Origin of the sequence: Pseudomonas sp. GM84, assembly GCF_000282535.1 — a bacterium.
In the GTDB taxonomy this organism is placed as follows: Bacteria; Pseudomonadota; Gammaproteobacteria; order Pseudomonadales; family Pseudomonadaceae; genus Aquipseudomonas.
This window is the reverse complement of record NZ_AKJC01000139.1, coordinates 27,574-52,646: the sequence shown is the minus strand read 5'-3', so window position 1 is coordinate 52,646 and position 25,073 is coordinate 27,574. Positions and strand designations below refer to the sequence as shown.

General features: G+C 63.2%; 24 protein-coding genes. 8 read left to right on the top strand and 16 right to left on the bottom strand.

Features of this window, described 5'->3' with window-relative positions; translation table 11 throughout:
- Positions 1–33 precede the first annotated feature (33 nt).
- From thrC to xerD, 4 genes are all read right to left on the bottom strand, one after another.
- Positions 34–1,443 carry a threonine synthase gene (gene thrC / locus PMI38_RS12685; protein WP_008094500.1) on the bottom strand — a complete coding sequence of 470 codons (1,410 nt, stop codon included), beginning with the start codon at positions 1,441–1,443 and terminating at the stop codon, positions 34–36.
- Between the two features lie 54 nt (positions 1,444–1,497).
- Positions 1,498–2,802, bottom strand: coding sequence for a homoserine dehydrogenase (locus tag PMI38_RS12680; protein WP_008094499.1), 1,305 nt, complete (start codon positions 2,800–2,802; stop codon positions 1,498–1,500).
- 82 nt (positions 2,803–2,884) lie between these two features.
- Positions 2,885–3,646: a thioredoxin fold domain-containing protein gene (locus PMI38_RS12675; protein ID WP_008094498.1), complete on the bottom strand. Its 762-nt coding sequence runs from the start codon at positions 3,644–3,646 to the stop codon at positions 2,885–2,887.
- A 153-nt stretch (positions 3,647–3,799) separates the two neighbouring features.
- Positions 3,800–4,696, bottom strand: coding sequence for a site-specific tyrosine recombinase XerD (gene xerD / locus PMI38_RS12670; protein WP_008094497.1), 897 nt, complete (start codon positions 4,694–4,696; stop codon positions 3,800–3,802).
- Positions 4,697–4,764: 68 nt separating this feature from the next.
- Here xerD and PMI38_RS12665 point away from each other — a divergent pair, with 68 nt between their 5' ends.
- Positions 4,765–6,582, top strand: a complete 1,818-nt coding sequence (locus PMI38_RS12665) for a cation:proton antiporter (protein ID WP_008094492.1) — start codon at positions 4,765–4,767, stop codon at positions 6,580–6,582.
- Here PMI38_RS12665 and PMI38_RS12660 read toward each other — a convergent pair.
- From PMI38_RS12660 to ffh, 6 genes are all read right to left on the bottom strand, one after another.
- Positions 6,573–6,980 (bottom strand): acyl-CoA thioesterase, encoded by a 408-nt coding sequence (locus PMI38_RS12660; protein ID WP_008094490.1) that lies wholly within the window; start codon positions 6,978–6,980, stop codon positions 6,573–6,575. The two genes, PMI38_RS12665 and PMI38_RS12660, sit on opposite strands and share 10 nt — an antisense overlap.
- 93 nt (positions 6,981–7,073) lie before the next feature.
- Positions 7,074–7,424: a 50S ribosomal protein L19 gene (gene rplS / locus PMI38_RS12655; RefSeq protein WP_008094487.1), complete on the bottom strand. Its 351-nt coding sequence runs from the start codon at positions 7,422–7,424 to the stop codon at positions 7,074–7,076.
- A gap of 42 nt (positions 7,425–7,466) precedes the next feature.
- Positions 7,467–8,219, bottom strand: a complete 753-nt coding sequence (gene trmD / locus PMI38_RS12650; protein WP_008094486.1) for a tRNA (guanosine(37)-N1)-methyltransferase TrmD — start codon at positions 8,217–8,219, stop codon at positions 7,467–7,469.
- Between the two features lie 3 nt (positions 8,220–8,222).
- On the bottom strand, positions 8,223–8,759 hold the full coding sequence (gene rimM, locus PMI38_RS12645; RefSeq protein ID WP_008094485.1) for a ribosome maturation factor RimM: 537 nt from the start codon (positions 8,757–8,759) through the stop codon (positions 8,223–8,225).
- 5 nt (positions 8,760–8,764) lie between these two features.
- A complete protein-coding gene (rpsP, locus tag PMI38_RS12640) occupies positions 8,765–9,016 on the bottom strand; it encodes a 30S ribosomal protein S16 (RefSeq protein ID WP_008094480.1) in 252 nt (83 codons plus the stop codon).
- Between the two features lie 247 nt (positions 9,017–9,263).
- The gene (ffh, locus tag PMI38_RS12635; RefSeq protein ID WP_008094479.1) at positions 9,264–10,640 is read right to left on the bottom strand and encodes a signal recognition particle protein; all 1,377 of its coding nucleotides are present in this window, start codon (positions 10,638–10,640) and stop codon (positions 9,264–9,266) included.
- A 340-nt stretch (positions 10,641–10,980) separates the two neighbouring features.
- Between ffh and PMI38_RS12630 the strand changes: the two genes are divergently transcribed.
- The 3 genes from PMI38_RS12630 (at position 10,981) to PMI38_RS12620 (ending at position 14,571) form a co-directional block, all read left to right on the top strand.
- The gene (locus PMI38_RS12630) at positions 10,981–11,790 is read left to right on the top strand and encodes a cytochrome C assembly family protein (RefSeq protein WP_008094478.1); all 810 of its coding nucleotides are present in this window, start codon (positions 10,981–10,983) and stop codon (positions 11,788–11,790) included.
- A 9-nt stretch (positions 11,791–11,799) separates the two neighbouring features.
- Positions 11,800–13,005, top strand: coding sequence for a transporter associated domain-containing protein (locus PMI38_RS12625; protein WP_008094476.1), 1,206 nt, complete (start codon positions 11,800–11,802; stop codon positions 13,003–13,005).
- A 264-nt stretch (positions 13,006–13,269) separates the two neighbouring features.
- The gene (locus tag PMI38_RS12620; protein WP_043273529.1) at positions 13,270–14,571 is read left to right on the top strand and encodes an MFS transporter; all 1,302 of its coding nucleotides are present in this window, start codon (positions 13,270–13,272) and stop codon (positions 14,569–14,571) included.
- A 38-nt stretch (positions 14,572–14,609) separates the two neighbouring features.
- Here PMI38_RS12620 and purT read toward each other — a convergent pair whose 3' ends face one another.
- The 5 genes from purT to PMI38_RS12595 form a co-directional block, all read right to left on the bottom strand.
- Entirely contained in the window at positions 14,610–15,791 is a 1,182-nt protein-coding gene (gene purT / locus PMI38_RS12615; RefSeq protein ID WP_008094474.1) for a formate-dependent phosphoribosylglycinamide formyltransferase, read from the bottom strand.
- Between the two features lie 76 nt (positions 15,792–15,867).
- Positions 15,868–16,335, bottom strand: coding sequence for a VUT family protein (locus tag PMI38_RS12610; protein ID WP_008094472.1), 468 nt, complete (start codon positions 16,333–16,335; stop codon positions 15,868–15,870).
- 138 nt (positions 16,336–16,473) lie between these two features.
- A complete protein-coding gene (locus tag PMI38_RS12605) occupies positions 16,474–16,680 on the bottom strand; it encodes a DUF1289 domain-containing protein (protein WP_043273527.1) in 207 nt (68 codons plus the stop codon).
- The gene (locus PMI38_RS12600; RefSeq protein WP_008094469.1) at positions 16,673–17,197 is read right to left on the bottom strand and encodes a gamma carbonic anhydrase family protein; all 525 of its coding nucleotides are present in this window, start codon (positions 17,195–17,197) and stop codon (positions 16,673–16,675) included. Before PMI38_RS12600 ends, PMI38_RS12605 begins: the two co-directional genes overlap by 8 nt.
- A 42-nt stretch (positions 17,198–17,239) precedes the next feature.
- Positions 17,240–17,839 carry a CoA pyrophosphatase gene (locus tag PMI38_RS12595; protein WP_008094467.1) on the bottom strand — a complete coding sequence of 200 codons (600 nt, stop codon included), beginning with the start codon at positions 17,837–17,839 and terminating at the stop codon, positions 17,240–17,242.
- Positions 17,840–17,964: 125 nt separating this feature from the next.
- On the opposite strand from PMI38_RS12595, the gene PMI38_RS12590 reads away from it, so the two are divergent.
- From PMI38_RS12590 to PMI38_RS12575, 4 genes are all read left to right on the top strand, one after another.
- Positions 17,965–18,516, top strand: coding sequence for an NUDIX hydrolase (locus PMI38_RS12590; protein ID WP_008094465.1), 552 nt, complete (start codon positions 17,965–17,967; stop codon positions 18,514–18,516).
- Positions 18,517–18,537: 21 nt separating this feature from the next.
- A complete protein-coding gene (locus PMI38_RS12585) occupies positions 18,538–19,092 on the top strand; it encodes a L,D-transpeptidase family protein (protein WP_008094463.1) in 555 nt (184 codons plus the stop codon).
- A 576-nt stretch (positions 19,093–19,668) separates the two neighbouring features.
- On the top strand, positions 19,669–21,729 hold the full coding sequence (locus PMI38_RS12580; protein ID WP_008094461.1) for a PhoX family protein: 2,061 nt from the start codon (positions 19,669–19,671) through the stop codon (positions 21,727–21,729).
- Positions 21,730–21,846: 117 nt separating this feature from the next.
- Entirely contained in the window at positions 21,847–24,027 is a 2,181-nt protein-coding gene (locus PMI38_RS12575; protein ID WP_008094460.1) for a Heterokaryon incompatibility protein Het-C, read from the top strand.
- 59 nt (positions 24,028–24,086) lie between these two features.
- Here the strand turns inward: PMI38_RS12575 and PMI38_RS12570 are convergent, their stop codons facing one another.
- Entirely contained in the window at positions 24,087–24,902 is an 816-nt protein-coding gene (locus PMI38_RS12570; RefSeq protein ID WP_008094459.1) for a DNA/RNA non-specific endonuclease, read from the bottom strand.
- Positions 24,903–25,073 lie beyond the last annotated feature (171 nt).

The window sequence follows — 25,073 nt, the reverse complement described above, 5'->3', positions numbered from 1 at the left end:
ATTGGGCCGCACAGCGGCCCCTTCGACTTCCGCTTAAAGCGGCTTGCCGCGATTACCGTGCTGGCTGACGAAGGCCTGCACTGCCTTCAGGTCGTTGGCCAGTACCGTGCAGCGCTCTTCGCGGCTGAACAGGTCGCTCAAGTGCTCGGGCAGCTCCAGCGCCTTGCCGACGCCAGCCTTCTCCACCGCTTCCGGGAACTTGACCGGGTGCGCAGTGCCCAGCACCACCATCGGCGTGTCCAGGCTGCGGCGGCACTCGCGGGCGGCCTTGACGCCGATCGCGGTGTGCGGGTCGAGCACTTCACCGGTGCTGGCAAAGACTTCAGCGATGGTCTCGCAGGTCTGCTCATCGCTCACGGCCAGCGAATCGAACAGCTTGCGGGCTTCGGTCCAGCGGTCTTGCTCGACGCTGAAGCCGCCGCCCTGCTTGAAGTTGGCCATCAGCTCGCCGATGGCGGCGCCGTTGCGGCCATGCAGGTCGAACAGCAGGCGCTCGAAGTTGGACGAGACCATGATGTCCATCGACGGCGACAGGGTCGCGTGCAGGGTTTCCTTGACGTACTGGTTGCCGCTCATGAAGCGGTGCAGGATGTCGTTGCGGTTGGTTGCCACCACCAGCTGGCTGATCGGCAGACCCATGTTGCGCGCCAGGTAACCGGCGAAGATGTCGCCGAAGTTGCCGGTCGGCACCGAGAACGCCACCGAACGGGCCGGGCCACCCAGCTGCAGGGCAGCATGGAAGTAGTAGACGATCTGGGCCATGATCCGCGCCCAGTTGATCGAGTTGACCGCCACCAGGCGAGTGCCCTTGAGGAAGGACTGGTCGGCGAAGCTGGCCTTGACCATTTCCTGGCAGTCGTCGAAGTTGCCTTCGATGGCGATGTTGTGGATGTTCTCACCGAAGATGGTAGTCATCTGACGGCGCTGCACTTCCGACACACGCTGGTGCGGGTGAAGGATGAAGATGTCGACGTTGTCGCAACGGCGGCAGCCTTCGATGGCAGCGGAACCGGTGTCACCACTGGTGGCACCGATGATCACCACGCGCTCGCCGCGCTTGGCCAGCACGTGGTCGAGCAGGCGGCCGAGCAGCTGCAGGGCGAAGTCCTTGAAGGCCAGGGTCGGGCCGTGGAACAGCTCCATGACCCACTCGTTGCTGTTCAGCTGACGCAGCGGTGCGACCGCGGCGTGGGCGAACTCACCGTAGGTTTCTTCGAGGATCTTCTTGAAGTCGGCGTCGGCAATGCTGCCGGTGACGAACGGGCGCATCACCCGGAAGGCCAGCTCGTGGTACGGCAGGCCGGCCCAGGAGGCGATCTCTTCCTGGGTGAAGCGTGGCAGGTTCTCGGGTACGTACAGGCCGCCGTCGCTGGCAAGGCCCGCCAGCAGGACGTCTTCGAAATTCAGGGCCGGTGCCTGGCCGCGGGTGCTGATATAACGCATGGCTACAAACCTTCGATGCTGGGCCCGGGCCGCCGTCGCGGCCCGTGGGGGAAATTAGTTGAGCTGTTCGACGCGGATGCGCACGACCTTGCCGACCACGTCCTGCAGGGCTTCCAGGGCGACGATGGCGTCATTGATGCGCTGCTCGACCACACCGTGGGTCAGCAGGATCATCGGCACCAGGCCATCCTGTTCCTCGGCTTCCTTCTGCATGATCGACTCGATGTTGATGCCGCGCTCCGACAGGATGCTCGCCACCTGGGCCAGTACGCCCGGGTGGTCCTTGGCCTGGATGCGCAGGTAGTAGGCGCTTTCGCAGGCTTCGATCGGCAGGATCGGGTGGGCCGACAGCGAGTCCGGCTGGAAGGCCAGGTGCGGCACACGGTTTTCCGGGTCGGACGTCATGGCGCGGACCACATCGACCAGGTCGGCGACCACCGAGGAAGCCGTCGGCTCCATGCCGGCACCGGCGCCGTAGTACAGGGTGGAACCGGCAGCGTCGCCGTTGACCATCACCGCGTTCATCACGCCGTTGACGTTGGCGATCAGGCGGTCGGCCGGAATCAGCGTCGGGTGCACGCGCAGCTCGATGCCCGCAGGGGTGCTGCGAGCCACGCCCAGGTGCTTGATGCGGTAGCCCAGGGCCTCGGCGTAATTCACGTCAGCGGTGGTCAGCTGGGTGATGCCTTCGGTGTAGGCCTTTTCGAACTGCAGCGGGATGCCGAAGGCGATGGAAGCCAGGATGGTCAGCTTGTGCGCGGCATCGATGCCTTCGACGTCGAAGGTCGGGTCGGCTTCGGCATAACCCAGCGCCTGGGCTTCGGCCAGCACGTCGGGGAAGGCACGGCCTTTCTCGCGCATTTCGGTGAGGATGAAGTTGCCGGTGCCGTTGATGATCCCGGCCAGCCAGTTGATGCGGTTGGCCGACAGGCCTTCGCGGATCGCCTTGATCACCGGGATGCCGCCAGCCACCGCGGCTTCGAAGGCGACGATGACGCCCTTCTCGCGGGCCTTGGCGAAGATTTCGTTGCCGTGCACGGCGATCAGCGCCTTGTTGGCGGTGACCACGTGCTTGCCGTTTTCGATGGCCTTGAGCACCAGGTCACGGGCCACGGTGTAGCCACCGATCAGCTCGATGACAATGTCGATCTCCGGGTTGCTCGCAACGTCGAACACATCAGCGGTAATGGGGGTACCGGTAATCTGGCAGTTCGGGTTCTGCGAGCGCATGGCGATCTGTGCCACTTCAATACCGCGCCCGGCACGGCGGGCAATCTCCTCGGCGTTGCGCTGAAGTACATTGAAGGTACCGCCACCGACGGTCCCCAACCCACAGATGCCTACTTTGACCGGTTTCACTGTGAACTCCCCATTGAACGGCCGGCACCTGCGCCGACCGTGAAACATGCCGTCACCCCATGACGACGGCGTACTGAATGAATTACTTGGCGGCCTGCTGCTGGCCGGCCAGGGCCAGCTTGGCCACTTGTGGCGCAGGCTGGTAGCCCGGGATCACCTGGCCGTTCTCGAGCACGATCGCCGGGGTGCCATTGACCCCGATCGACTGGCCCAGCTGGAACTGCTTGCTGACCGGGTTGGCGCACTTGGCAGCCTTGATTTCCTTGCCTTCGACCATCTTGTCCAGCGCCGCGCGGCGGTCGCTGGAGCACCACACGGCCTGCAACTGCTCATCACCCGACGAACCGAGGCCCTGGCGCGGGAAGGCGACATAACGCACTTCGATACCGCGACGGTTGAGCTCCGGGACTTCGGCGTGCAGCTTGTGGCAGTACGGGCAGGTGGTGTCGGTGAATACGGTGATGTGCGACTTGGTTTCGCCCTTGGCAGGATAAACCACCATCTCGGCGGCTGGAATGCCGTTGATGAGCTTGGCGATGCCCAGACGTTCGGTCTTTTCAGTCAGGTTGACCGGCTTGCCGTCCTGGATCTGGAACAGATAGCCCTGCATGACGAACTGGCCGTCGCCGCTGGCGTACAGCACGCGACCGCCCTGCAGCTTCACTTCATAGAGGCCGCTGACCGGACTGCTGGCCACGCTTTCCACGGGCACTTCCAGTTCGAGGTTCTGCAACGATTTGCGGATGGCCTGCTCGGCAACGGCATTGCTATCGGTCGCCGCGGCAACGGCGAAGGTACTGGCCAGCGCCAACGCGGCGGCGGCGATCATCTGGGTCAAGCGCATGGGAACTCCTGAAGGCGGACAGGGGCCGGAGGGCGTCACCTGCGGAAAAACCGCGGCGACCGTGCGGCCCTTGGTGCAAACCGCTCAAGCCTACCACATCACACCGCCAATGAAGGGGTCTGCAGGTACCGGCCGGCGGAACATGAAAATCATTCATCCACGCGGGTGATGCTGGGCATGCAGCTGCTGCAAACGGGCCTTGGCCACATGGGTGTAGATCTGCGTGGTCGACAGGTCGCTGTGGCCCAGCAGCATCTGCACCACGCGCAAGTCGGCGCCATGGTTGAGCAAGTGGGTGGCGAAGGCGTGGCGCAGGGTGTGCGGCGACAAGGACTTGTCGATGCCCGCTACCCGTGCATGGTGCTTGATGCGGTGCCAGAAGGTCTGGCGGGTCATCTGCTCGCCGCGCTGACTGGGGAACAGCACGTCGCTGGGCCGGCCATTGAGCAGCTCGCTGCGACCGTCCCGCACATAGCGCTCCAGCCACAGCACCGCCTCCTCGCCCATCGGCACCAGGCGCTCCTTGCTGCCTTTGCCCATCACCCGCAGCACGCCCTGGCGCAGGTTGATCTGGTCAAGGGTCAGGCTCACCAGCTCGGTCACCCGCAAGCCGCAAGCGTAGAGCACTTCGAGCATCGCACGGTCGCGCTGGCCGATGGCTTCGCCAAGGTCCGGGGCTTGCAACAGTGCCTCGACATCGGCTTCCGACAACGATTTGGGCAATGGCTTGCCCAATTGCGGCATCTCGACCTGCAAGGTGGGGTCGACGGCTACCAGCTTTTCCCGCAGCAGGTAACGAAAGAAGCCGCGCAGCCCCGAGAGAAAGCGCGCCGTGGAACGCGGCTTGTAGCCCTGGTCGAGGCGCCAGGCCAGGTGGTCGAGGATCAACTCGCGGCCGGCGTCGGGCAGGGTCACCGAATGCGCCTGCAGCCAGCCATTGAACAGTGCCAGGTCGCTGCGATAGGAAACGCGGGTGTTGTCGGACAGGCCTTTTTCCAGCCACAGGGCGTCGAGGAACTGGTCGATCAGAGGGTGGTCGAGGGCAGGCATGAAAACTCGGTGGAAAACGACGAAATGGCGCTTAGTCTTTCATAACCACGCCGGCATAGGGAGCCCGCATGAACGAACAGCAGATCCTTCTCAGCGTCGGCGGTATCGGCGCTGCCGCCTTGGCCTGCCAGTGGCTGGCCTGGCGCCTGAAATTACCCGCCATCCTGTTTCTGCTGCTGGCCGGCATCCTCGCCGGGCCGATCCTTGGCTGGCTGGACCCGCAAGCGCTGTTCGGCCCATTGCTGATGCCACTGGTGTCGCTGGCGGTGGCGCTGATCCTGTTCGAGGGCAGCCTGACCCTGCACCTGTCGCAGTGGCGCGACATCGGCAGCGTGGTGCACCGGCTGGTTACCGTGGGGGCGCTGTCGACCTGGCTGGTGATCGCGCTGGCTACCCACTGGCTGCTGGGCTTCGACTGGCCCTTGGCGATCCTGTTCGGCACCCTGACCCTGGTCACCGGCCCCACCGTGATCGTGCCGATGCTGCGGGTGGTGCGGCCCAAGGCGGCCATCGCCAACATCCTGCGCTGGGAAGGCATCATGATCGACCCGATCGGTGCCCTGCTGGCCGTGGTGGTGTACAGCTTCATCATCGCCAGTGGCGCTGGCGATGGCCTGACCCAGAGCCTGGTGACCTTCGCCGGGGTGATCTTCTGCGGCAGCGCCCTGGGGGCGGCAGGCGGCTGGCTGCTCGGGCAGATCATGCGGGAACAGTGGCTGCCGGAATACCTGCACAACCTGGCCTCGCTGGCCGCGGTGCTGGGCATTTTCATCGCCGCCAACCAGATCGTCCACGAATCCGGGTTGCTGGCCGTCACGGTGATGGGCATGTGGCTGGCCAACATGCGCGGGGTCGATGTGCGGCAGATCCTGCATTTCAAGGAAAACCTCAGCGTATTGCTGATCTCCGGCCTGTTCATCCTGCTCGCCGCGCGCCTCGACCTGCACGCCATGATCGGCCTGGGACCCGCTGTGCTGGCGCTGTTGTTGGTGATCCAGTTGCTGGCGCGACCGCTCAATGTGGCGCTGTCGACCCTGGGCTCATCGCTGAACTGGCGCGAGCGCGCCCTGCTCGCCTGGGTCGCGCCACGCGGCATCGTCGCCGCGGCGGTGTCGGCGATCTTCGCCATCCGCCTGCATGAGGCCGGCCACCAGGGCGCCCTGCTGCTGGTGCCGCTGACCTTCGCCGTGATCATCGGCACCGTGGTCATACAGAGCGCCACGGCACGCCCCCTGGCACGCCTGCTCAAGGTCGCAGAACCGGCGCCCAGCGGCTTTCTCATCGTCGGCGCCAACGAGCCGGCCCGGGCCATCGCCAAGGCGTTGCAGCAACTGGGCTGTCGCGTGCTACTGACCGATTCGAGCTGGGAAAACATTCGTGCAGCGCGCATGGATGGGCTGCCCACCTATTTTGGCAACCCGGCCTCGCAGCATGCTGATGCGCACCTTGACCTGGTCGGCCTGGGCCATCTGCTGGGGTTGTCGCCTGCGGGCGAGATCAATGCCCTGGCCTGCGCCCGCTTTCGCCATGACTTTGGCCACGGCCGCCTGTTCGTGCTGGCCAGCGGCCTGGAGAAGCAGCGCAGCGACAAGCACCGGGCCGCCGAAGAGCACCGCGGGCATCTGCTCGGCGCAAGCCCGATGACCTATCTGCAACTGGCCAACCGCCTGCATGAAGGCGCGGAGCTCTACAGCACCACGCTCACCGAAGGCTTCGACTGGGAGGACTACCGGGCCCTGCATGGCGAACGGGCACACCTGCTGTTTGCACGTGACGAACACGGTTGGGTGCATGTCGCCAGCGCTGACGAACCACTGCAACCCCAAGCAGGCTGGACATTGGTGGCGCTGGTGGAACCGGCAGTAGCGGAGTTGAATCAGGCCTGAGGCAGCACGGGCACCGGGCGCTTGTCCTCGTCGATGGCAACGAAGCTGAACACGCCATGGATCGCACGCTCGCGGCCATCGAGGTACATGTTCTCGACGAACACGTCGACCTGCACCTGCAGGCTGGTATTGCCGACCTTGATCACCGTGCCGACCAGCTCGACGATCGAGCCCGCCGGGATCGGGTGCTTGAAGTCGATGCGGTCGGTGGACACGGTCACCAGCGGCAGACGGCAGAAGCGCGTGGCGGCGATGAACGACACTTCGTCCATCCAGGCCAGCGCAGTGCCGCCGAAGAGGGTGTTGTGGTGGTTGGTGGTGTTGGGGAATACGGCTTTGGTCACGCGGGTCACCGAAAGCTCGGTGCGGCGCTGGATTTCCTGATCTCGGGCAGTCATGTCTGTCACATTGCGGGGTTTCAAAAAGCAAAAAAGCAGCCCGAAGGCTGCTTTTTTCTCGCTAGGCGGCCTGGGCCACCGGGCAAACTGTACTCAGGACAGTTTTTCCTTGATGCGAGCGGCTTTGCCGGACAGGTCGCGCAGGTAGTACAGCTTGGCTTTACGCACGTCACCACGACGTTTCACGGCCAGGCTGTCGATCTGCGGGCTGTAGGTCTGGAAGGTACGCTCTACGCCAACGCCGCTGGAGATCTTGCGCACGGTGAAGGCGCTGTTCAGACCGCGGTTACGCTTGGCGATAACGACGCCTTCGAACGCCTGCAGACGGGAACGCTCACCTTCCTTCACTTTAACCTGAACGACAATGGTGTCGCCTGGTGCGAAGGTTGGGATTTCCTTGCTCATCTGCTCGGCTTCGAGCTGCTGGATGATCTTGTTGGTCATGCTGTGCTCCTAAGATGGATACTTGATCCACCATCGATACGTTTAACTATCGTCCCGCTCGCGGAGATATTCCTCGAGCAGCTTCTTCTCTTCTCCAGAAAGCGAGCGACTTTCCAGAAGATCGGCGCGTCGTTCGAAGGTCCTACCAAGGGACTGCTTCATCCTCCAACGCCGGATATGTGCATGGTTGCCACTTAGCAACACGTCGGGAACACGCTGATCCGCATACACCTCGGGTCGGGTGTAGTGCGGGCAATCGAGCAGACCGTCGGTGAAGGAATCTTCTTCCGCCGAGTCCACATGCCCTAAAGCTCCGGGCAGCAGCCGCGTAACCGCATCGATCAGTACCATGGCCGGCAGCTCGCCACCGGAAAGCACATAGTCGCCAATCGACCACTCCTCATCGACATGAGCCTCGATAAAGCGCTCGTCGATGCCTTCATAACGACCGGCGATCAGGATCAACGATTCCTGCTCTGCCAGGCCTTTGACCGCCTGCTGGGTAAGCTTGCGGCCTTGCGGCGAAAGGTAGATCACCTTTGCCGATGCTCCGGTCGCTTGCCTGGCGCTAACCAGGGCGTCTTCCAGAGGCTTGATTTTCATCACCATGCCCGGACCACCGCCAAACGGCCGATCATCCACCGTGTGGTGACGATCTGTGGTGTAGTCCCGCGGGTTCCAGCAAGTCACCTGAAGCAACCCCTGTTTCACCGCGCGGCTGGTAATGCCGTACTCCGTGATGGCCGAGAACATCTCGGGGAACAACGTGATGACGTCTACGCGAAGGTTACCCATCGTCTAGAAGTCCGCGTCCCATTCAACCCGCATCACGCCTGCTTCCAGGTCGACGTTGAGCACGCATTGCGCCGTATAGGGCAACAGACGCTCGCGATCATCCAGGCTGCCTGCGCAGGGCTTGACCACCATTACATCGTTCGCACCGGTCTCCAACAGGTGATCGACCTTGCCGAACAGGTGTTCGTCCTGGTTGATGACCTTCAGGCCCTGCAGCTGGTACCAGTAGTACTCGTCTGCGGCCAGGTTGGGCAAAAGGCTCCGCGCAATGCAGATTTCGTAACCACTCAGAAGACGGGCTTCATCGCGATCATCGAGGCCTTTCAGTTTCACGACCAGGCCCTTTTGGGAGCCACGACCGCTGACCAGCTCGACCTGCTTTACCGTGCCTTCGTGCCGAAGCATCCAGCGCGGATAATCCAACAGGTTTTCAATCGGATCGGTAAAGGAATACACCTTCACCTCGCCGCGAACGCCGTGAACCGAAAAAATCTTGCCAACGACGATGAGGTCGTCAGCCTTTTCTGGCGTCGCGTTCATACTGTTCAGGCAGCGGCCTTGGCAGCGTCCTTCAGCAGCTGAGCAACGCGCTCAGACGGCTGTGCGCCCTGGCTCAGCCAGTAGGTGACGCGCTCTTGGTTGACCGACAGCTTGACTTCGGCGCCCGATGCGATCGGGTTGAAGAAGCCAACGCGCTCAACGAAACGGCCGTCACGGGCGTTACGCGAGTTGGTCACGGTCAGGTGGTAGAATGGGCGCTTTTTCGAGCCGCCACGGGCCAGACGAATGGTTACCATGTGAACATCGTTCCTATAGTCGGTGTTGCAGTTTGTACTGCAAATCTGAATGCCAAATAGGCACACGGGTGCCCAAAAGGCCGCATATTCTCGGGGAATACACGGACATTTGCAAATGACTTTTTCGGCAAGGCATTGCCCCACCGTCCAGATTTGCCGGTTTAGCCGTGAAATCCACGGCAGTTGCCCCGCCACGGCGGGGGTTCTGGAAGCCTGCCCAGCTAAAGGCGGGCTCCCGGAATAGGGGTTACAGCTTCGGCATGCCGCCGCCTGGCAGCATTCCGCCCAGGCCACGCATCATCTTGGCCATGCCGCCCTTGGCGGAGAATTTCTTCATCATCTTCTGCATTTGCTTGTGCTGCTTGATCAAGCGGCCGATGTCCTGCACCTGGGTACCGGAACCGAGGGCGATACGGCGCTTGCGCGAACCACTGATCAGGTCAGGGTCGCGACGCTCGGCCGGCGTCATGGAGTTGATGATCGCTTCCATCTGCTTGAACTGCTTCTCGGCCGCGCCCTGGGCGTTGCCCATCTGCGACAGATTGACCCCGCCGATGCTCGGCAGCTTGTCCATCAGGCCGCCCAGGCCGCCCATGTTCTTCATCTGCTGCAGCTGGTCGCGGAAGTCTTCGAGGTCGAAGCCCTTGCCCTTCTTCAGCTTCTTGGCCAGCTTGTCGGCCTTGGCCTTGTCGATGGTCTGCTCGGCCTGCTCGATCAGGCTGAGCACGTCGCCCATGCCGAGGATGCGCGAGGCGACACGGTCCGGGTGGAAGGGCTCGAGGGCCTCGGTCTTCTCGCCCATACCGATGAACTTGATCGGCTTGCCGGTAATGGCACGTACCGACAGCGCGGCACCGCCACGGGCGTCACCGTCGACCTTGGTCAGCACCACGCCGGTCAGCGGCAGGGCTTCGCCAAAGGCCTTGGCGGTGTTGGCGGCGTCCTGGCCGGTCATGGCGTCGACCACGAACAGGGTCTCGATCGGCTTGACCGCAGCATGCAGCGCCTTGATCTCGGCCATCATGTCGGCGTCGATGTGCAGACGACCGGCGGTGTCGACGATGACCACGTCGATGAACTTGAGCTTGGCCTCGCGGATGGCTGCCTCGGCGATGGCCACCGGCTTCTGGCTGATGTCGGACGGGAAGAAGGTCACGCCGATGTCGTTGGCCAGGGTTTCCAGCTGCTTGATCGCCGCCGGGCGATAGACGTCGGCCGAGACCACCATCACGCTCTTTTTCTTGCGCTCCTTGAGGAAGCGCGCGAGCTTGCCGGCGGTGGTGGTCTTACCAGCGCCCTGCAGGCCCGCCATCAGCACCACGGCGGGTGGCGCGGCATTCAGCGCGAGGTCTTCGTTGGCCGCGCCCATCAGGCTTTCCAGCTCGGCCTGGACGATCTTCACGAAGGCCTGGCCTGGGGTCAGGCTGCGCGACACTTCGGTGCCGACTGCACGTTCCTTGACGCTGTTGACGAAATCCTTGACCACCGGCAGGGCAACGTCGGCCTCGAGCAGGGCCATGCGCACTTCGCGCAACGTGTCCTTGATATTGTCTTCAGTCAGCTTGGCCTTGCCGGTGACATGGCGCAGCGTCTGTGACAGGCGGTCGGTCAGGTTTTCGAACATGGTGATCCTTTCAGGCCCAGTAAAAGCCGAGGTTTGTCAGGCGCCCAGGTGAAAAATGCACACGCGCTGGGCACAGCAAGGCGGCGATTATAGCGAAGAGCGGCGGCGGCGCACACCTTGCTGGCGGCCTGGGGGATATTCGGTGCCTCCATCGCCGGCAAGCCGGCTCCCACAGGGATTGCGTCAACTTTTGGCAAGTGAGCAAGACAGTTGCTCCCACAAGGACCTCACCGCCTTCCATGTGGGAGCCGGCTTGCCGGCGATAGGGCCCTGCCAGACTTCCTTGCCAGTGACGATCTATGCCAAACTCCGTCTCTTTAAGGCTCGCCAACCAGGACTTATGGTCTCCTCACCCAGCCTCATCCCTACCCTGATCGCCGCCGGCCTCTATATAGCTGCGACCGTGTATCAAGGTTTGCACCTGGCCCAGTCGGACAAAGCCGACAAGCGGCTGCTCGGCCTGCTCGGTGCCATCGCCGTGCTCGCCCAGGCCGGTGCGCTGTTCTTCCAGCTGATCACCCCGCTGGGCCTGAGCCTCGATTTCTTCAGCGCCGCCAGCCTGATCGCCGTGGCGGTCATCGCCCTGACCCTGCTGGCCTGCCTGCGCATCCCGGTAGAGAACCTGCTGGCGCTGCTGTTCCCGCTCGGTGCGATCACCGCGCTGCTGGCCCAGTTCGCCACGCCCGGCACCGTGCCGCTGATCAACGAAGAGCCAGGCATCCTCGCGCATATCTTGCTGTCGATCCTGGCCTACGGGCTGTTCACCATTGCCGTGTTCCAGTCGCTGCTGCTGCTGTTGCAGGATCACCAGCTGAAGAACAAGCACCCGTCCGGTCTGATCCGCAACTTCCCGCCCCTGCAGACCATGGAAAGCCTGCTGTTCGGCTTCCTGTGGGCAGGTTGGTGCCTGCTGTCGCTGTCGCTGATCTCCGGCTGGTTGTTCCTCGACAACCTGTTCGCCCAGCACCTGGTGCACAAGACCTTGCTGGCCTGTGTCGCCTGGATAGTGTTCAGCGTACTGCTGTGGGGCCGCACGCGCCTGGGCTGGCGAGGCCACAAGGCCATCCGCTGGACCCTGGCCGGTTTCTGCCTGCTGATGCTGGCCTATTTCGGCAGCAAGCTGGTTCGCGAATTCATCCTGCATATCTGACGGTCGCCCATGGACACCCTGCCGTACGCTCCGCTATTCGGCACTCTGGCACTGGCGCTGCTGTGGTCGGCGCTGTTCACCGCGGTGGATGCCGCCCGCCTGCAACTCAACGGCTCGCTGCGCAACGGCGACGATGGGCAGCCGCCACTGCCGGCCCAGGCCCTGGTGCTCTGCGCCAGCCTGGGCAAGCTGCTGGTCCTGGGCCTGGCGTGCCTGATCGGCCAGCGCTACAGCGGCGAGCATGGCTTCTGGCTGGCCGGCCTGGGGGCGACCCTGACCCTGCTGATCCTTGCCGAATACCTGCCTCGGCGCCTGGCACGGCGCAACCCGCAGGCGTTCGTCAGCCTCGGTGTCAGCCTGCTCAAACCACCGCTCACCCTGCTGCAGCCCCTGGCCTGCCTGCTCGATGGTTGCGCCAAACTGCTGTTGCGCCCGTTCCGCGTACAACCCACGGCGGTTGCCCTGCACCCGCAGGAAGCTGACGATTTCGACGAGGACGACGCGCTCGACTCGCCTCGCCACGGCTTGCTGGACGGTCTGCAGGCATTGGACAAGATCACCGTCAACGACATCCTGGTACCGCGCAACGAGGTCGACGGCATCAACCTGGACGAGCCGATCGAACGCATCATCGAGCAGCTGATCGTCAGCCGCCACACACGCCTGCCGGTCTACCACAACGACATCAACCAGGTCGAAGCGATCCTCAACACCAAGCTCATCAGCCACTTGCTGCCCAAGGCCGAGCTGACCCTGGAGGCACTGCACAGCGCCTGCTACGAACCCTACTTCGTTCCCGAAAGCACGCCCCTGCAACTGCAACTGCTGAACTTCCACAAGCAGCAACGGCGCCTGGGCGTCGTGGTGGACGAGTACGGCGAAGTACAAGGCATCGTCACCCTGGAGGACATCCTCGAGGAGATCGTCGGCGAGTTCGAGGACGAGCAAAGCCTCGACAACCCACACGTCCACCCCCAACCCGACGGCACCTTCGTCATCGAAGGCACCGCCTCGCTGCGGGAAATCAACCGCACCCTGGGCTGGCACCTGCCCTGCGACGGCGGCCCGAAGACCCTCAACGGGCTGGTCACCGAAGCGCTGGAAAGCATCCCGGAAAGCGCCGTTTGCCTGAAGATCGGCCGCTATCGCCTGGAAATCCTCGAAACAGAGGACAATTGCGCCAGCAAGGTACTGGTGTGGACCGTGACCCGATAGCTATACTCGGGTCACGCTTACCCAGCCCCGCCGTCCCGCCTGCTACCCGCACCCGGCGCCACACGGCCAGTCCGCTCCACTGACACGCCCCGTGGTCCTGCTTCAACACCCCGAACAGTACCCGCTCCCGCCCCTACCCCCCTTGGGCTATCGTCAGTCGGGCGAACACAAGAACAATATGCTCCGGCGTCCGCAAAGACGTGCCTGCCTGGCCGCTGCGGGCAAAGCCCATGGAGCGGAATGAGACTGTTAGGGACCTACTTAATGACAACCAGCAGCACCTACGCCCAAGCGCCTGCCGCGCCGGTCAACTCGCCTGCGCGGGTGGCAACCGCCAGCTTCATCGGCACTGCCATCGAGTTTTACGACTTCTACGTTTACGCCACCGCCGCCGCGCTGGTGATCGGCCCGGTGTTCTTCCCGTCCGGGTCGGGCACTGCGCAGATGCTCGCGGCCTTCCTCACCTTCGGCATCGCCTTCCTCGCCCGCCCGCTGGGCTCGGCGCTGTTCGGCCACTTCGGCGACCGTATCGGGCGCAAGTCGACGCTGGTCGCCTCGTTGCTGCTGATGGGGGTGTCTACCACCCTGATCGGCGTGCTGCCGGGCTATGACAGCATCGGCGTCTGGGCACCGATCCTGCTCTGCGTGCTGCGCTTCGGCCAGGGCCTGGGCCTGGGTGGCGAATGGGGTGGTGCGGCGTTGCTGGCCACCGAGAACGCGCCGGAAGGCAAGCGCGCCTGGTTCGGCATGTTCCCGCAGCTTGGCCCGTCGATCGGGTTCCTGGCGGCCAATGGCTTGTTCCTGACCTTGGCGCTGGTGCTCAGCGATGAACAGTTCCGTGACTGGGGCTGGCGCATTCCGTTCCTGCTCAGCGCCGCGCTGGTACTGGTGGGCCTGTACGTGCGCCTGAAGCTTGAAGAAAGCCCGGTGTTCGCCAAGGCGGTAGCCCGCCATGAGCGGGTGAAGATGCCGGTGGTCGACCTGTTCGCCAAGTACTGGCTGCCGACCTTGCTGGGCGCGGCGGCGATGGTGGTGTGCTACGCGCTGTTCTACATCTCGACGGTGTTTTCGCTGAGCTACGGGGTGACCACCCTGGGCTACAGCCGCGAAACCTTCCTCGGCCTGCTGTGCTTCGCCGTGGTCTTCATGGCCCTGGCCACGCCGTTGTCGGCCTGGCTCAGCGACCGTTACGGGCGCAAACCGGTGCTGATCGTCGGTGGCCTGCTGGCGGTGGCTTCGGGCTTTACCATGGAGCCGTTGCTGACCTCGGGCTCGACCACTGGCGTGGCGCTGTTCCTGGCCATCGAACTGTTCCTGATGGGGGTGACCTTTGCGCCGATGGGCGCATTGTTGCCGGAGCTGTTCCCGACGCATGTGCGTTATACCGGTGCTTCGGCGGCCTATAACCTGGGCGGGATCGTCGGGGCTTCGGCGGCGCCGTTCTTTGCTCAGAAATTGGTGAGCATGGGCGGGCTGAGCTGGGTGGGGGGTTATGTGTCGGTGGCGGCGGTGATCAGCTTGATTGCTGTGTTGTGCCTGAAAGAGACCCGCGACAGCAAACTTTGAGTGAACTGGGGCCGCTGTGCGGCCCCTGCGATTTCAGATCAGAACTCGACCTTGACCGCCTGCGAAGCCCGGGTCGCCTTGGCCCGCGCAGCTTCCACCGACTCGTCACGCGCCAGGCATACACCCATGCGGCGCTGGCCATTGATTTCCGGCTTGCCGAACAAGCGGATCGCGGTGTCCGGCTCACTCAGCGCCGCGCCCAGGTTGGCAAAGCTGGTCTGCTGCGACTGCCCCTCAGGCAAGATCACCGCCGAAGCCGAAGGCCCGAACTGGCGCACCACCGGAATCGGCAGGCCGAGGATGGCGCGGGCATGCAGGGCGAACTGCGACAGGTCCTGGGAAATCAGGGTGACCAGGCCGGTGTCATGCGGGCGTGGCGAGACTTCGCTGAACCACACCTGGTCGCCCTTGACGAACAACTCCACACCGAACAGACCACGCCCACCCAGTGCATCGGTGACCGCCTTGGCCACGCGCTGCGATTCGGCCAAGGCCTTCGCGCTCATGGCCTGGGGCTGCCAGGATTCCTGGTAGTCGCCTTTCTCCTGACGGTGGCCGACCGGCTCCAGGTACGTGGTACCGCCCACGTGGCGCACGGTCAGCAGGGTGATTTCGTAATCGAAATCGATGAAGCCTTCGATGATCACCCGGCCCTTGCCGGCACGGCCGCCTTCCTGGGCGTAGTCCCACGACTTCTGCAAGTCGGCATCGCTGCGCAGCAGGCTCTGGCCCTTGCCCGACGAACTCATCACCGGCTTGACCACGCATGGGTAGCCGACGTCGGCCACGGCCTTGGCGTAGTCCTCGAAGGTGTCGGCAAAGTGGTAGGGCGAGGTTGGCAGGTCGAGCTCTTCGGCAGCCAGGCGGCGGATGCCTTCGCGATTCATGGTCAGCTGGGTGGCACGGGCGGTCGGCACCACGTTGAAGCCTTCGTTCTCAAGCTCCACCAGGGTGGCGGTGGCGATGGCTTCGATTTCAGGGACGATGTAATGCGGTTTTTCAGCTTCGATCACCGCACGCAGGGCCACGCCATCGAGCATGTTGACCACGTGGCTGCGGTGCGCGACCTGCATCGCCGGGGCATTGGCGTAGCGGTCCACGGCGATCACCTCGACGCCCAGGCGCTGCAGCTCGATCACCACTTCCTTGCCCAGCTCGCCACAGCCGCAGAGCAGTACTCGGGTCGCGGTGGGCGACAATGGGGTTCCGATACGGGTCATTTCAGGTCCTCGAAGGCGTCCGGGGTCGCACCAGGCTTGGCGCAGCCCGCTGAAAAAGGACCGGTATTCTACACCATCAGCCAGTGACGGCGGCCCGCCGCGCACGAAATGCCATGGCCAGCCACACCGCAGTCACGCCGGCGAATTTCGAAGCCATGGCGGTGCCGATGACGGCGGGCGTCAGAGCGCCGATCATGCCGAAGAAGATGAACGTATCGACCGGAATGCTCAGCGCCGAGCTCAGCCACAAACGGTCGCGCAAAGGCCGGCGGGTGATGCTGAACACCAGCCAGTCGATCAGTTCGGAGACGAAGAATGCCGTGGCGCTGGCCAGGGCGATGGCAGGTTCCGAGGTGACATACGACAGCACCAGGGCCATCAGCATGGCGATCAGCGCGCCATGGCCGAAGCGGGTCTGCACCATGTCGCGCAGGATGAACACCAGCCCGCCCCAGGCGGACCAGATCACGTCCAGGTGCGGAGCGCTGGAGAAGGCGTAGTTGATCAGCACTACGCTGGCGATGTAGGCGATGAGAAAGAACATGGGCAGTGACCGTCGGGCAAGCGGTACAGATTACTTGATTTTCGAGTCAATGGCAGCCGGGGATCCACTGTCTTGTGCCGTGGCTACCGGCCTCATCGCCGGCAAGCCGGCTTGCCGGCGATGAGGCCCAAGCAGCACTCACTGCCCGATGATCAACCCTGCAGCCACCGCTCGCTCATGACACAACTTCAGCACCGCCCGGCGCTCGCTGTTGTCCATCCGCCCCCACCGGCCAATCTCGGCCACGGTGCGCTGGCACCCGGTGCAGATATCCTGCTCATCCAATGCACAGATGCTCACGCAAGGCGAAGCGAGCGGCCGCTCAACGGCAACCGCCTCACTCATCGTCGACCACCAGCTCCCGCGCGTAGCGCTCGGCATTGTGCACATAGTGGGCGGCACTGGCCTCGAGCATGCGTTTTTGCTGCTCGGTCAGTTCGCGCACCACCTTGCCCGGCGAACCCATCACCAGCGAGCCATCGGGAATTTCCTTGCCTTCGGGGATCAGCGCATTGGCGCCGATGATGCAGTGCTTGCCAATGCGCGCACCATTGAGGATCACCGCATTGATGCCGATCAGGCTGTAGTCGCCAATGCTGCAGCCATGCAGCATGGCGTTGTGGCCAATGGTCACGCCTTTGCCGAGGGTCAGCGGCGACCCCATGTCGGTGTGCATCACCGTACCGTCCTGGACATTGCTGTCCTCGCCGATATCGATCAGCTCGTTGTCGCCCCGCAGTACCGCGCCAAACCACACGCTGGCGCGGGCCTGCAGGCGCACGCGGCCGATCAGCGTGGCATTCGGTGCGGCCCAGCTGGTGGGATGGCTTTCGACCCGCAGGTCGCCCAGGCGGTATTTCATGTTCGCTCCTCAGGATGGCAACGGCGGCGGGGTGTGCCCCGCTCAGATCTCTATATAGCGCTCGGGGGGCTGGTGCAGACTGATACCGGCGTCGTACAGCAGGTTGACCAGTTCGACGATCATGATCGCCGACAACCCCCAGATCTTGTATTCGCCATAACGATAGCTGGGCACATACCAGCTGCGGCCCTGGTAATCGATACGGTGGGTGTGGTCACGCGGGTCCTGGCGGAAGAATTCCAGCGGCACGCTGAATACTGCCGCGATCTCCGCATCATTGGCGTGATATTCGACGAAATCGGGGATCAGCCCGACGAATGGCGTAACCTTCAGGCCATGCAGGGAAATCAACGGGCTCAGGGGGCCGATCACCTCTACCAGGCCAGGCGGCAGGCCGATTTCTTCTTCGGCTTCGCGCAAGGCGGTGAACACCAGGTCCGGGTCTTCCGGGTCGCGGCGACCGCCCGGGAAGGCGACTTCGCCGCCGTGGGTCGAGAGGCCCTTGGCACGCAAGGTCAAGACAAGTTCAGGCGCTTCGCTGCGGGTAATGGGCAAAAGGACTGCCGCTTCGGGGAACCGTCGGTCGGTTTCCAGCGAAGCCGGTTGGTGGTTGCTCATTCGGCGAAGTAGCTCGTCCAGCATTGCGCACTCTCGTTTCCAAGGCCTGCCTCGCATGATGCACCAAAAGCCATGCAGCACCCAACCCCCGCACGCTTGCGGCAGCACTGCCTGGCGCGCCAAGATAACCGCAACGAAAGGGAGACAGCATGAAATTCTGCAACGCGTGCGGCCAGCCAGTCATACAGCGGATCCCGGAAGGCGACAGCCGCCTGCGGTACGTCTGCGACCATTGCCAGACCATCCACTACCAGAACCCCAATATCGTCGCCGGGGTGCTGCCGACCTGGGGCAGCCAGGTGCTGCTGTGCCGCCGCGCGATAGAGCCTCGTCGCGGCTTCTGGACCCTGCCCGGCGGCTTCATGGAAAACGGCGAAACCCTGGACCAGGCCGCCCGTCGCGAAACCGTCGAGGAAGCCTGCGCCCGGGTAGGCTCGATGGCCCTCTACCAGCTGTTCGACCTGCCGCACATCAACCAGGTGCACGTGTTCTTCCGCGCCGAACTGGTGGACCTTGACTTCGCTGTTGGTGTCGAAAGCCTGGAGGTGCGGTTGTTCGAGGAGCACGAGATCCCTTGGGACCGCCTGGCTTTCCGGACCGTCACACGCACACTAGAATGCTATTATCGCGACCGCATCGGGCAGCACTACCCCGTAGGCCATGAGTACCTGCCACCGATGACCGTCTCGCCCACTATATAAAGCCTTCAGGGATACCGTTTCATGCGCTGGTTGCTTGCCTTTTTCTGCCTTTGCGTTACCTCGGTGTCCCAGGCGGCCTTCACCGAGACTATCATTCGCAAGCCGGTACCACCGGTGCCGCAGCAATCGCAATCGCAAGCGGCCATGCAGCCGCTGATCGACAAAGTGCTGGTGATCAAGTCCCAGCGCCGCCTGCAATTGATCAGCCGAGGCGAACCGCTCAAGACCTACCGCATTTCCCTGGGCAAGCAGCCCAAGGGCGCCAAGGAGCGCGAGGGCGACAAGAAGACCCCGGAAGGCCTGTACTGGCTGGACTGGCGCAAGGAAAGCGACCGCTTCAACCTGTCCATGCACATCACCTACCCGAACATCACCGACGCCGCCCGCGCCACCCGCGAAGGCGTGAGCGCCGGCAGCATGATCATGATCCACGGCACGCCGGTTAACGACGATTACCCCGAGTGGTACTTCCACACCCTCGACTGGACCGATGGCTGCATCGCCATGCGCAACCGCGACATGCAGGAAGTGTGGGAGCTGGTGCGAGATGGAACGTTGATCGAGATCAGGCCCTGACAATCCGCCGTTGCAATTAAAGCTGTAGGAGCTTTCGCACCACAGTTCCACTCCCGTCCTACGCCCGCGTAGGCAGGAGACGGCATCCAACTGGATGAGCAAATTCTTAGCATCCACGCAAACAAGTACGTAAGCCGTACAGCCTTTGCGGGGTGCTTCCATGCCGTTCCTCTCGCGCCACATTGCCGCCTTCTGCATCGCCGGTAGCCTGACCGCACCAACGGCGTTGGCCGACGACCCTGCCAGCCAGCCGCTGCGCGACCAGCAGCAGACCCTGCGGCAACTGGAGCAGCAACGCGGTTGCAGCGCTGGCAACGCGCCCCTCGGCCAGCGCAGACGACGTCCACGCCTCCACCGCCCCCGAAGGCAGCTCCTGTACCTAGCCCCACGCTGGCACCTCGACAGCCCCGTCGACAACCGCGGCAGCGAGCTGACCGGACGTCGCCGCATGAGCCTCGGTCTCCGTGTAGTCACGCTGGCGCGTGAAAGGCCCATTCATATCCTTGTAAAGAAATCATCATACTTGCGCTCTAAAGTCGCGGTTTCCTCTAACTCAGCCAACATAAGGACGCCTTGATGAGTCGAGAAACCGGCGACAACCGGGACCGCAACCACAGCGGCAACCTGCCGATGGCCAGCATCATGGACGTTTACCTGAGCCGGCGCAGTGTGATGCGTGGCAGCCTCGGCGCGGCCGTCGCCATGATTGTCGGTGCGGGCCTGACGGGCTGCTTCGACAGTGCAGGTGGCGCCGACAGCGACACTGCGCTAGCCAAGCCACCGGTGACAGACCCTGGGTCGAAACTGGCGCTGGGCTTCCAGTCCATCCCAGGCTCGCGCACCGACGGCTGCGTGGTCGCCGCCGGCTACAGCGCCTATGTGCTGGCGCCGTGGGGCACGCCGCTCAACAGCCAAGGCAACCCCTGGAAAGCGGACGGTAGCAACACATCCAGCGACCAGGCCAATGCCATGGGCATGCACCATGACGGCATGCATTTCTTCCCGATCGATGGCAGCGCCGAGGACGGGCTGCTGGCGATCAATTTCGAATACATCGATACCGCCGCCCTGCACCCCAACGGCCCGACCACCGACGTCGATGGCAAGCGCCCGGCCGAGGAAGTACGCAAGGAAATCAACGCCCACGGTGCCGGCGTGGTACGCCTGCAGAAGCGCGGCGGTCGCTGGCAGGTGGTCGACAACGACCCGCTCAACCGCCGCTTCACCACCGCCTCACGCATGCAGATCAGCGGCCCGCTGCGTGGCAGCGAGCACGTCAAGACCAAGTACTCGACGGCTGGCACCCACTGTCGTGGCACCAACAACAACTGCGGCAACGGCTACACCCCATGGGGTACCTACCTGACCTGCGAAGAGAACTGGCCGGGCATCTTCGTCAACAAGGGCACCCTCCCGGCAGACCAGCGCCGTATCGGTGTCGGCACCTCCAGCGGCCTGTACCAGTGGGAGAGCGCTGCCGGCGATAGCACCGAGGTAGACGACGAATTCGCCCGCTTCGACGTGACCCTCAAGGGCACCAGCGCCACGGACGATTACCGCAACGAAGCCAGCACCTTTGGCTACATCGTCGAAATCGACCCTTACAACAGCAATACCCTGGCCACCAAGCGCACCGCCCTCGGCCGCTTCCGTCACGAAGGCTGCTGCCCTGCCCTGCCGGTAGTGGGCAAGCCCGTGGTCTGGTACATGGGCGACGATTCCAACAACGAGTACCTGTACAAGTTCGTCTCCACCGCCCTGTGGGAGGCCGCCGACGCCACCCCCACCGATCGCCTGGCTACCGGTGCCAAGTACATGGACCAGGGCAAGCTCTACGTGGCCCGCTTCAATGCCGATGGCACCGGCGTCTGGCTGTTGCTGGACGTTGCCACGGCGACCCAGGATGGCAGCACCCTCGGGGCACTGTATGGCGACCTGCCGGGCATCATCCTCAACACGCGCGGTGCGGGCGATGCCGTGGGCGCGACGCCGATGGACCGCCCGGAGTGGACGGCAGTCAACCCGCTCAATGGCGATGTCTACCTGACCCTGACCAACAACAGCGTGCGCTCGCCGGAACAGGTCGACGCGGCCAATCCGCGTGGCCCCAACCGCCACGGCCACATCATCCGCTGGCACGACAGCGACGACCATTCGAGCTTCACCTGGGACATCTTCGTGTTCGGCGCCAATGCTGCCGGCAGTGCCGATATCAACCGCTCGGGCCTGACCGAACTCAACCAGTTCGCCAGTCCCGACGGCATGCGTTTCGATAGCCGTGGCGTACTGTGGTTCGAGACCGACAATAGCGAAACCACGCTGACCGACTACACCAACGACCAGCTGCTGGCGGTGATCCCCACCGACCTGGTGGATGCCACGGGCAAGCAGGTGCCGGTCAATGCCAGGAACCAGGTAGATTTGCGGCGTTTCTTCGTCGGGCCGAACGGCTGCGAGGTGACGGGGATTGCCTTCACTCCGGATAACAAGACCCTGTTCGTCAACATCCAGCATCCGGACAACTGGCCGTCTACCGGCAAGGCAACCGACGTCACCCCGGCGGAGACCAAGGTGCGGCCGCGGGCTTCGACGGTGGTGATCCAGCGTGACGATGGTGGCGAAATCGGTACCGCCTGATCGGCTACCCCGTGCTGGCGCAGCTTCGCAAGCTGTGCCAGCACCGGGTACATGTTCCGGCTGATTGAGACTGCACACCCACCTCACCATGGTGCCCCCTTCAGAGAGGACACCGAGATGGCCTATGACGACAACGATGAAAGCGCAGCAACTGACGACCCTTCCCTGCCGACCCTGCACAGCCGCTTCGCCCTGGAACATCTGACAACTATCGCCAGCCGGCTGGAACCACAGCTTTTCACTTTTCTGCTCAGGCCTGTGTTCGGTGTCGGTATTCCCGTTGCCAACCTGGCCAGGCTCAAGGATGCGTTGACCACCCAGCAGATCCCCAACCCGGCACATCGGGTCAAGGACATGAGCCCATTGGCGACCTACGACACCGAAGCTCGCGCTATCGACGTCAGCCGGGCAGCCATCGAACAGGCGCTGCAGCGACCTGAAACAAGCGCGGCGCTGCTGATGGCCTTGATCGAAGCCTTGGGCCTGTACATCGATACCGTGTTGCGCAACGACTTCAACCAAGCCTCGCCGGACGACGCACCGACAGACTTCCCGCCGCGCCCGGCCAACCTGGCAGCGCATTTCGCTGCGACCCTGTTGTTCTACGATAGCCCCGTCGGCGCCGACTGCACTTTCGCCACTTATGGCACCTCTGCCAATCGCCAGCCGCTCAAGCTCAAGCAGGTCACCATGGAGCCAGCCAGCGCCCCCGAGATCGCCAATGAGGATCAGGGTAAACGACGCCGCAAGCGCTTTGCTGCCGGCACCGGGCACGGCGAAGGACATGCATCCTTTGGTCATGAATCCATCGAGGCGGTCCTCAAGGACATTGGCTTCAGTGACGAGCAATGCAAGGCCATCTATTTTGGCAACTGGCTGCGCGACTACTCGCAACTGATCGATCCCAAGATCGTGCTGCCCACCGGCGAAGGTACGAACGCACAGAGCGACCTGCTCGCCAGCCTGACACAGGGCAAGGCACCGCGCATTGCGCGCAGCAAGCTGACCGCGCTTGTCGACTTGCTCGCACTCAAGGAATTCAAAGACTTGCAGAAAACGCGGCAAGGCCGCGAGGAGTACCGGGTGACACCGCAGATCCTCGGTGTCTACCGGCCCTACGAGCACATCGACAACCCCACCGTACTTGACCCGAATGCGATCGATCCACGCGCCATCGACCGGGATTTCCCTCCGTTGGTACTGCCCGGCGACAAACGCAATTCACTGATGCCCAAGCGTTCGATGAAGCGTTACATCCGCAGGCCCATCGCCTACATGCACATGAAGCTCAATGAGGCGCAGAAGGAGGGCATGAGCGCCAAGGGCTTGCGTTATTTTGGCGAGGCCCTGCATGTGCTGGAGGACTATTTCGCCCACTCCAACTTTGTCGAGCTCAGTCTGAGGCAACTGGGGCACGAAGTATTGACCTGGACTACCTGGGTCGAAAGCAAAGAAGCCTCCAGGCACGAATGGCCAGTAGTCACTGGTCTGTTCGGTTCACTCGATATCGTCGCCAGCGTGATTGATCCAATCGCCGAAAAATTGTACCCCGACGATGTATTGAAAAATGGTCAGCTCAAGCCCGGCGAACGCAGCGACTTCGACGAAGTCATGCTGATCCTGCTGGATGACGGCGGACAGACCGTGTATCGAGAGGCCTACCTGCTGTACTTGAAAGCTCGCGATCAGGTCCGCGACAACTGGCTATACCAACTGGTCAACCAGGTCCAACAGATTGTCGAGCTTCCGCGCAATACCATCGAACACGCGCTGGCCTTGCTCAAGAAGCCTCTGTTGAAATGGGCCGGTGACGAGGTCGCGACCCTGCAGGTCCACCTCGACGGCGACCCCAACGTCGACCCGAAGGTCATGCCCAGCCACTCACAACTGGCCAAGGACCATGACACGCATCCTTTTCATACCTTGGCCGTGGCGCTGGCCAGTGCGGCGGTGGAAGCAGTGGGCCGGGCCATGTTCGAATGCTGGAAAGGCAATGGAGCAACCGCGCGCACGCCGGCGGATATTGCCGAAAGCTTCATGGTCCACCCCAACGATACCGAGTGGCACGAGGCGATCGTCAGGAACTGGGCCCAGGCGAATCCGGCCAGCGTCGAACAGGGGAAATCCTATGAAAGCCTCAGGACGCTGCACATGTCAGATCTGGCGGGGGCACTGCAGGACATCGAACGCGCCTGGCAGGATGCCGAACAGTTCATCAAGGAAGCAGAAGAGCTTACAGGAGTCAGTTACTGGACCGTGGCGAACATGGGCGACGTAGGGCCTGGATACCACATGTAAGGTTGGCTGTGGCCGCCAAGCGGCCCCAGCTTTGCTGCGCTGATGGTCACCACGGGACATCAACAGCCAAGACGTTTCGCCAGACCTCCCTTGGCAGCTTTCAAGCGAGCTGCCTGATCTGCCGGCAGGTCGCTCCAGAGCTCCAGACCGGCGCGCTTTTCGATTTCCTCGACCGTAACCTGGTAGTCGCAGAAGTCTGCCTTGAGCGGCGTCGCCTGGCTCATGACGAACCCTGCGTGGGAAGCCTGCTGCGGTGTATCGCCGATGAACAGAACTTTCCAGTAGCCGCTAGGTACTCGGTGTGGCTCGTCCGCCTCTGGCAGTGGGTCCATGTCTGCCTCGTACAAGGGGCCAGTCAGCACGTAGACCGCTGTGACACCCTCGGCTCGCGCCAGAGTGCGCTCCCGGGTTTCCAGTTTTTCCCAGGTCCCCTTGTTGAGGTTGCCCATTTGAGGAGTGATGTTCGACAGGTAATTCAGCTCATGGGCATTCGGCACGCCCGCCATGGACGCCAGGTTGGCCTGGTGACCGCGATCGACACCCAGCGTCTCGCTGGCATGCTTGTAGTCAGCCGGCTCCAGTGTGTTTGCTTCGTCAATGTCGGGGTCGGCTTTCCACTGGCGCTTGGCGGCAGACGCCTGGGTTTGCGCGGTGATGCGATAGGCAACCCAATTGGCGAACTTGGTCTGTGGGTTGTTGTTCAGGGCATAACCATTTCGGTACAGGGTCTGTTCGCCGCCCCCCACGGGGCAACCGACCTGACAATGGTCGGGCGGCGCAGGGCTGGGCTCGGCGTGCAAGCCCGCCGATTGGAGAGCCAGTGTCAGTGGCAGGCAGGCATGTAGGCAGCGCCTGGGCCAGGATGGATGTCGCATGGGCATTACCTCGGTCGGTGGCGTTCGAAGCGAACGCTACCGACGCTAAGGTTTTGCCCCCCGCTTCAAGCAGCAGGAACCACCGACCGCAGGTGCAGGCTTGTCACCGGGGCTGAGCGAGGTCCCGCCGCCAGCCGTGCTGTGGGATGAGTTGCCCGCTCCCCGCAGAAC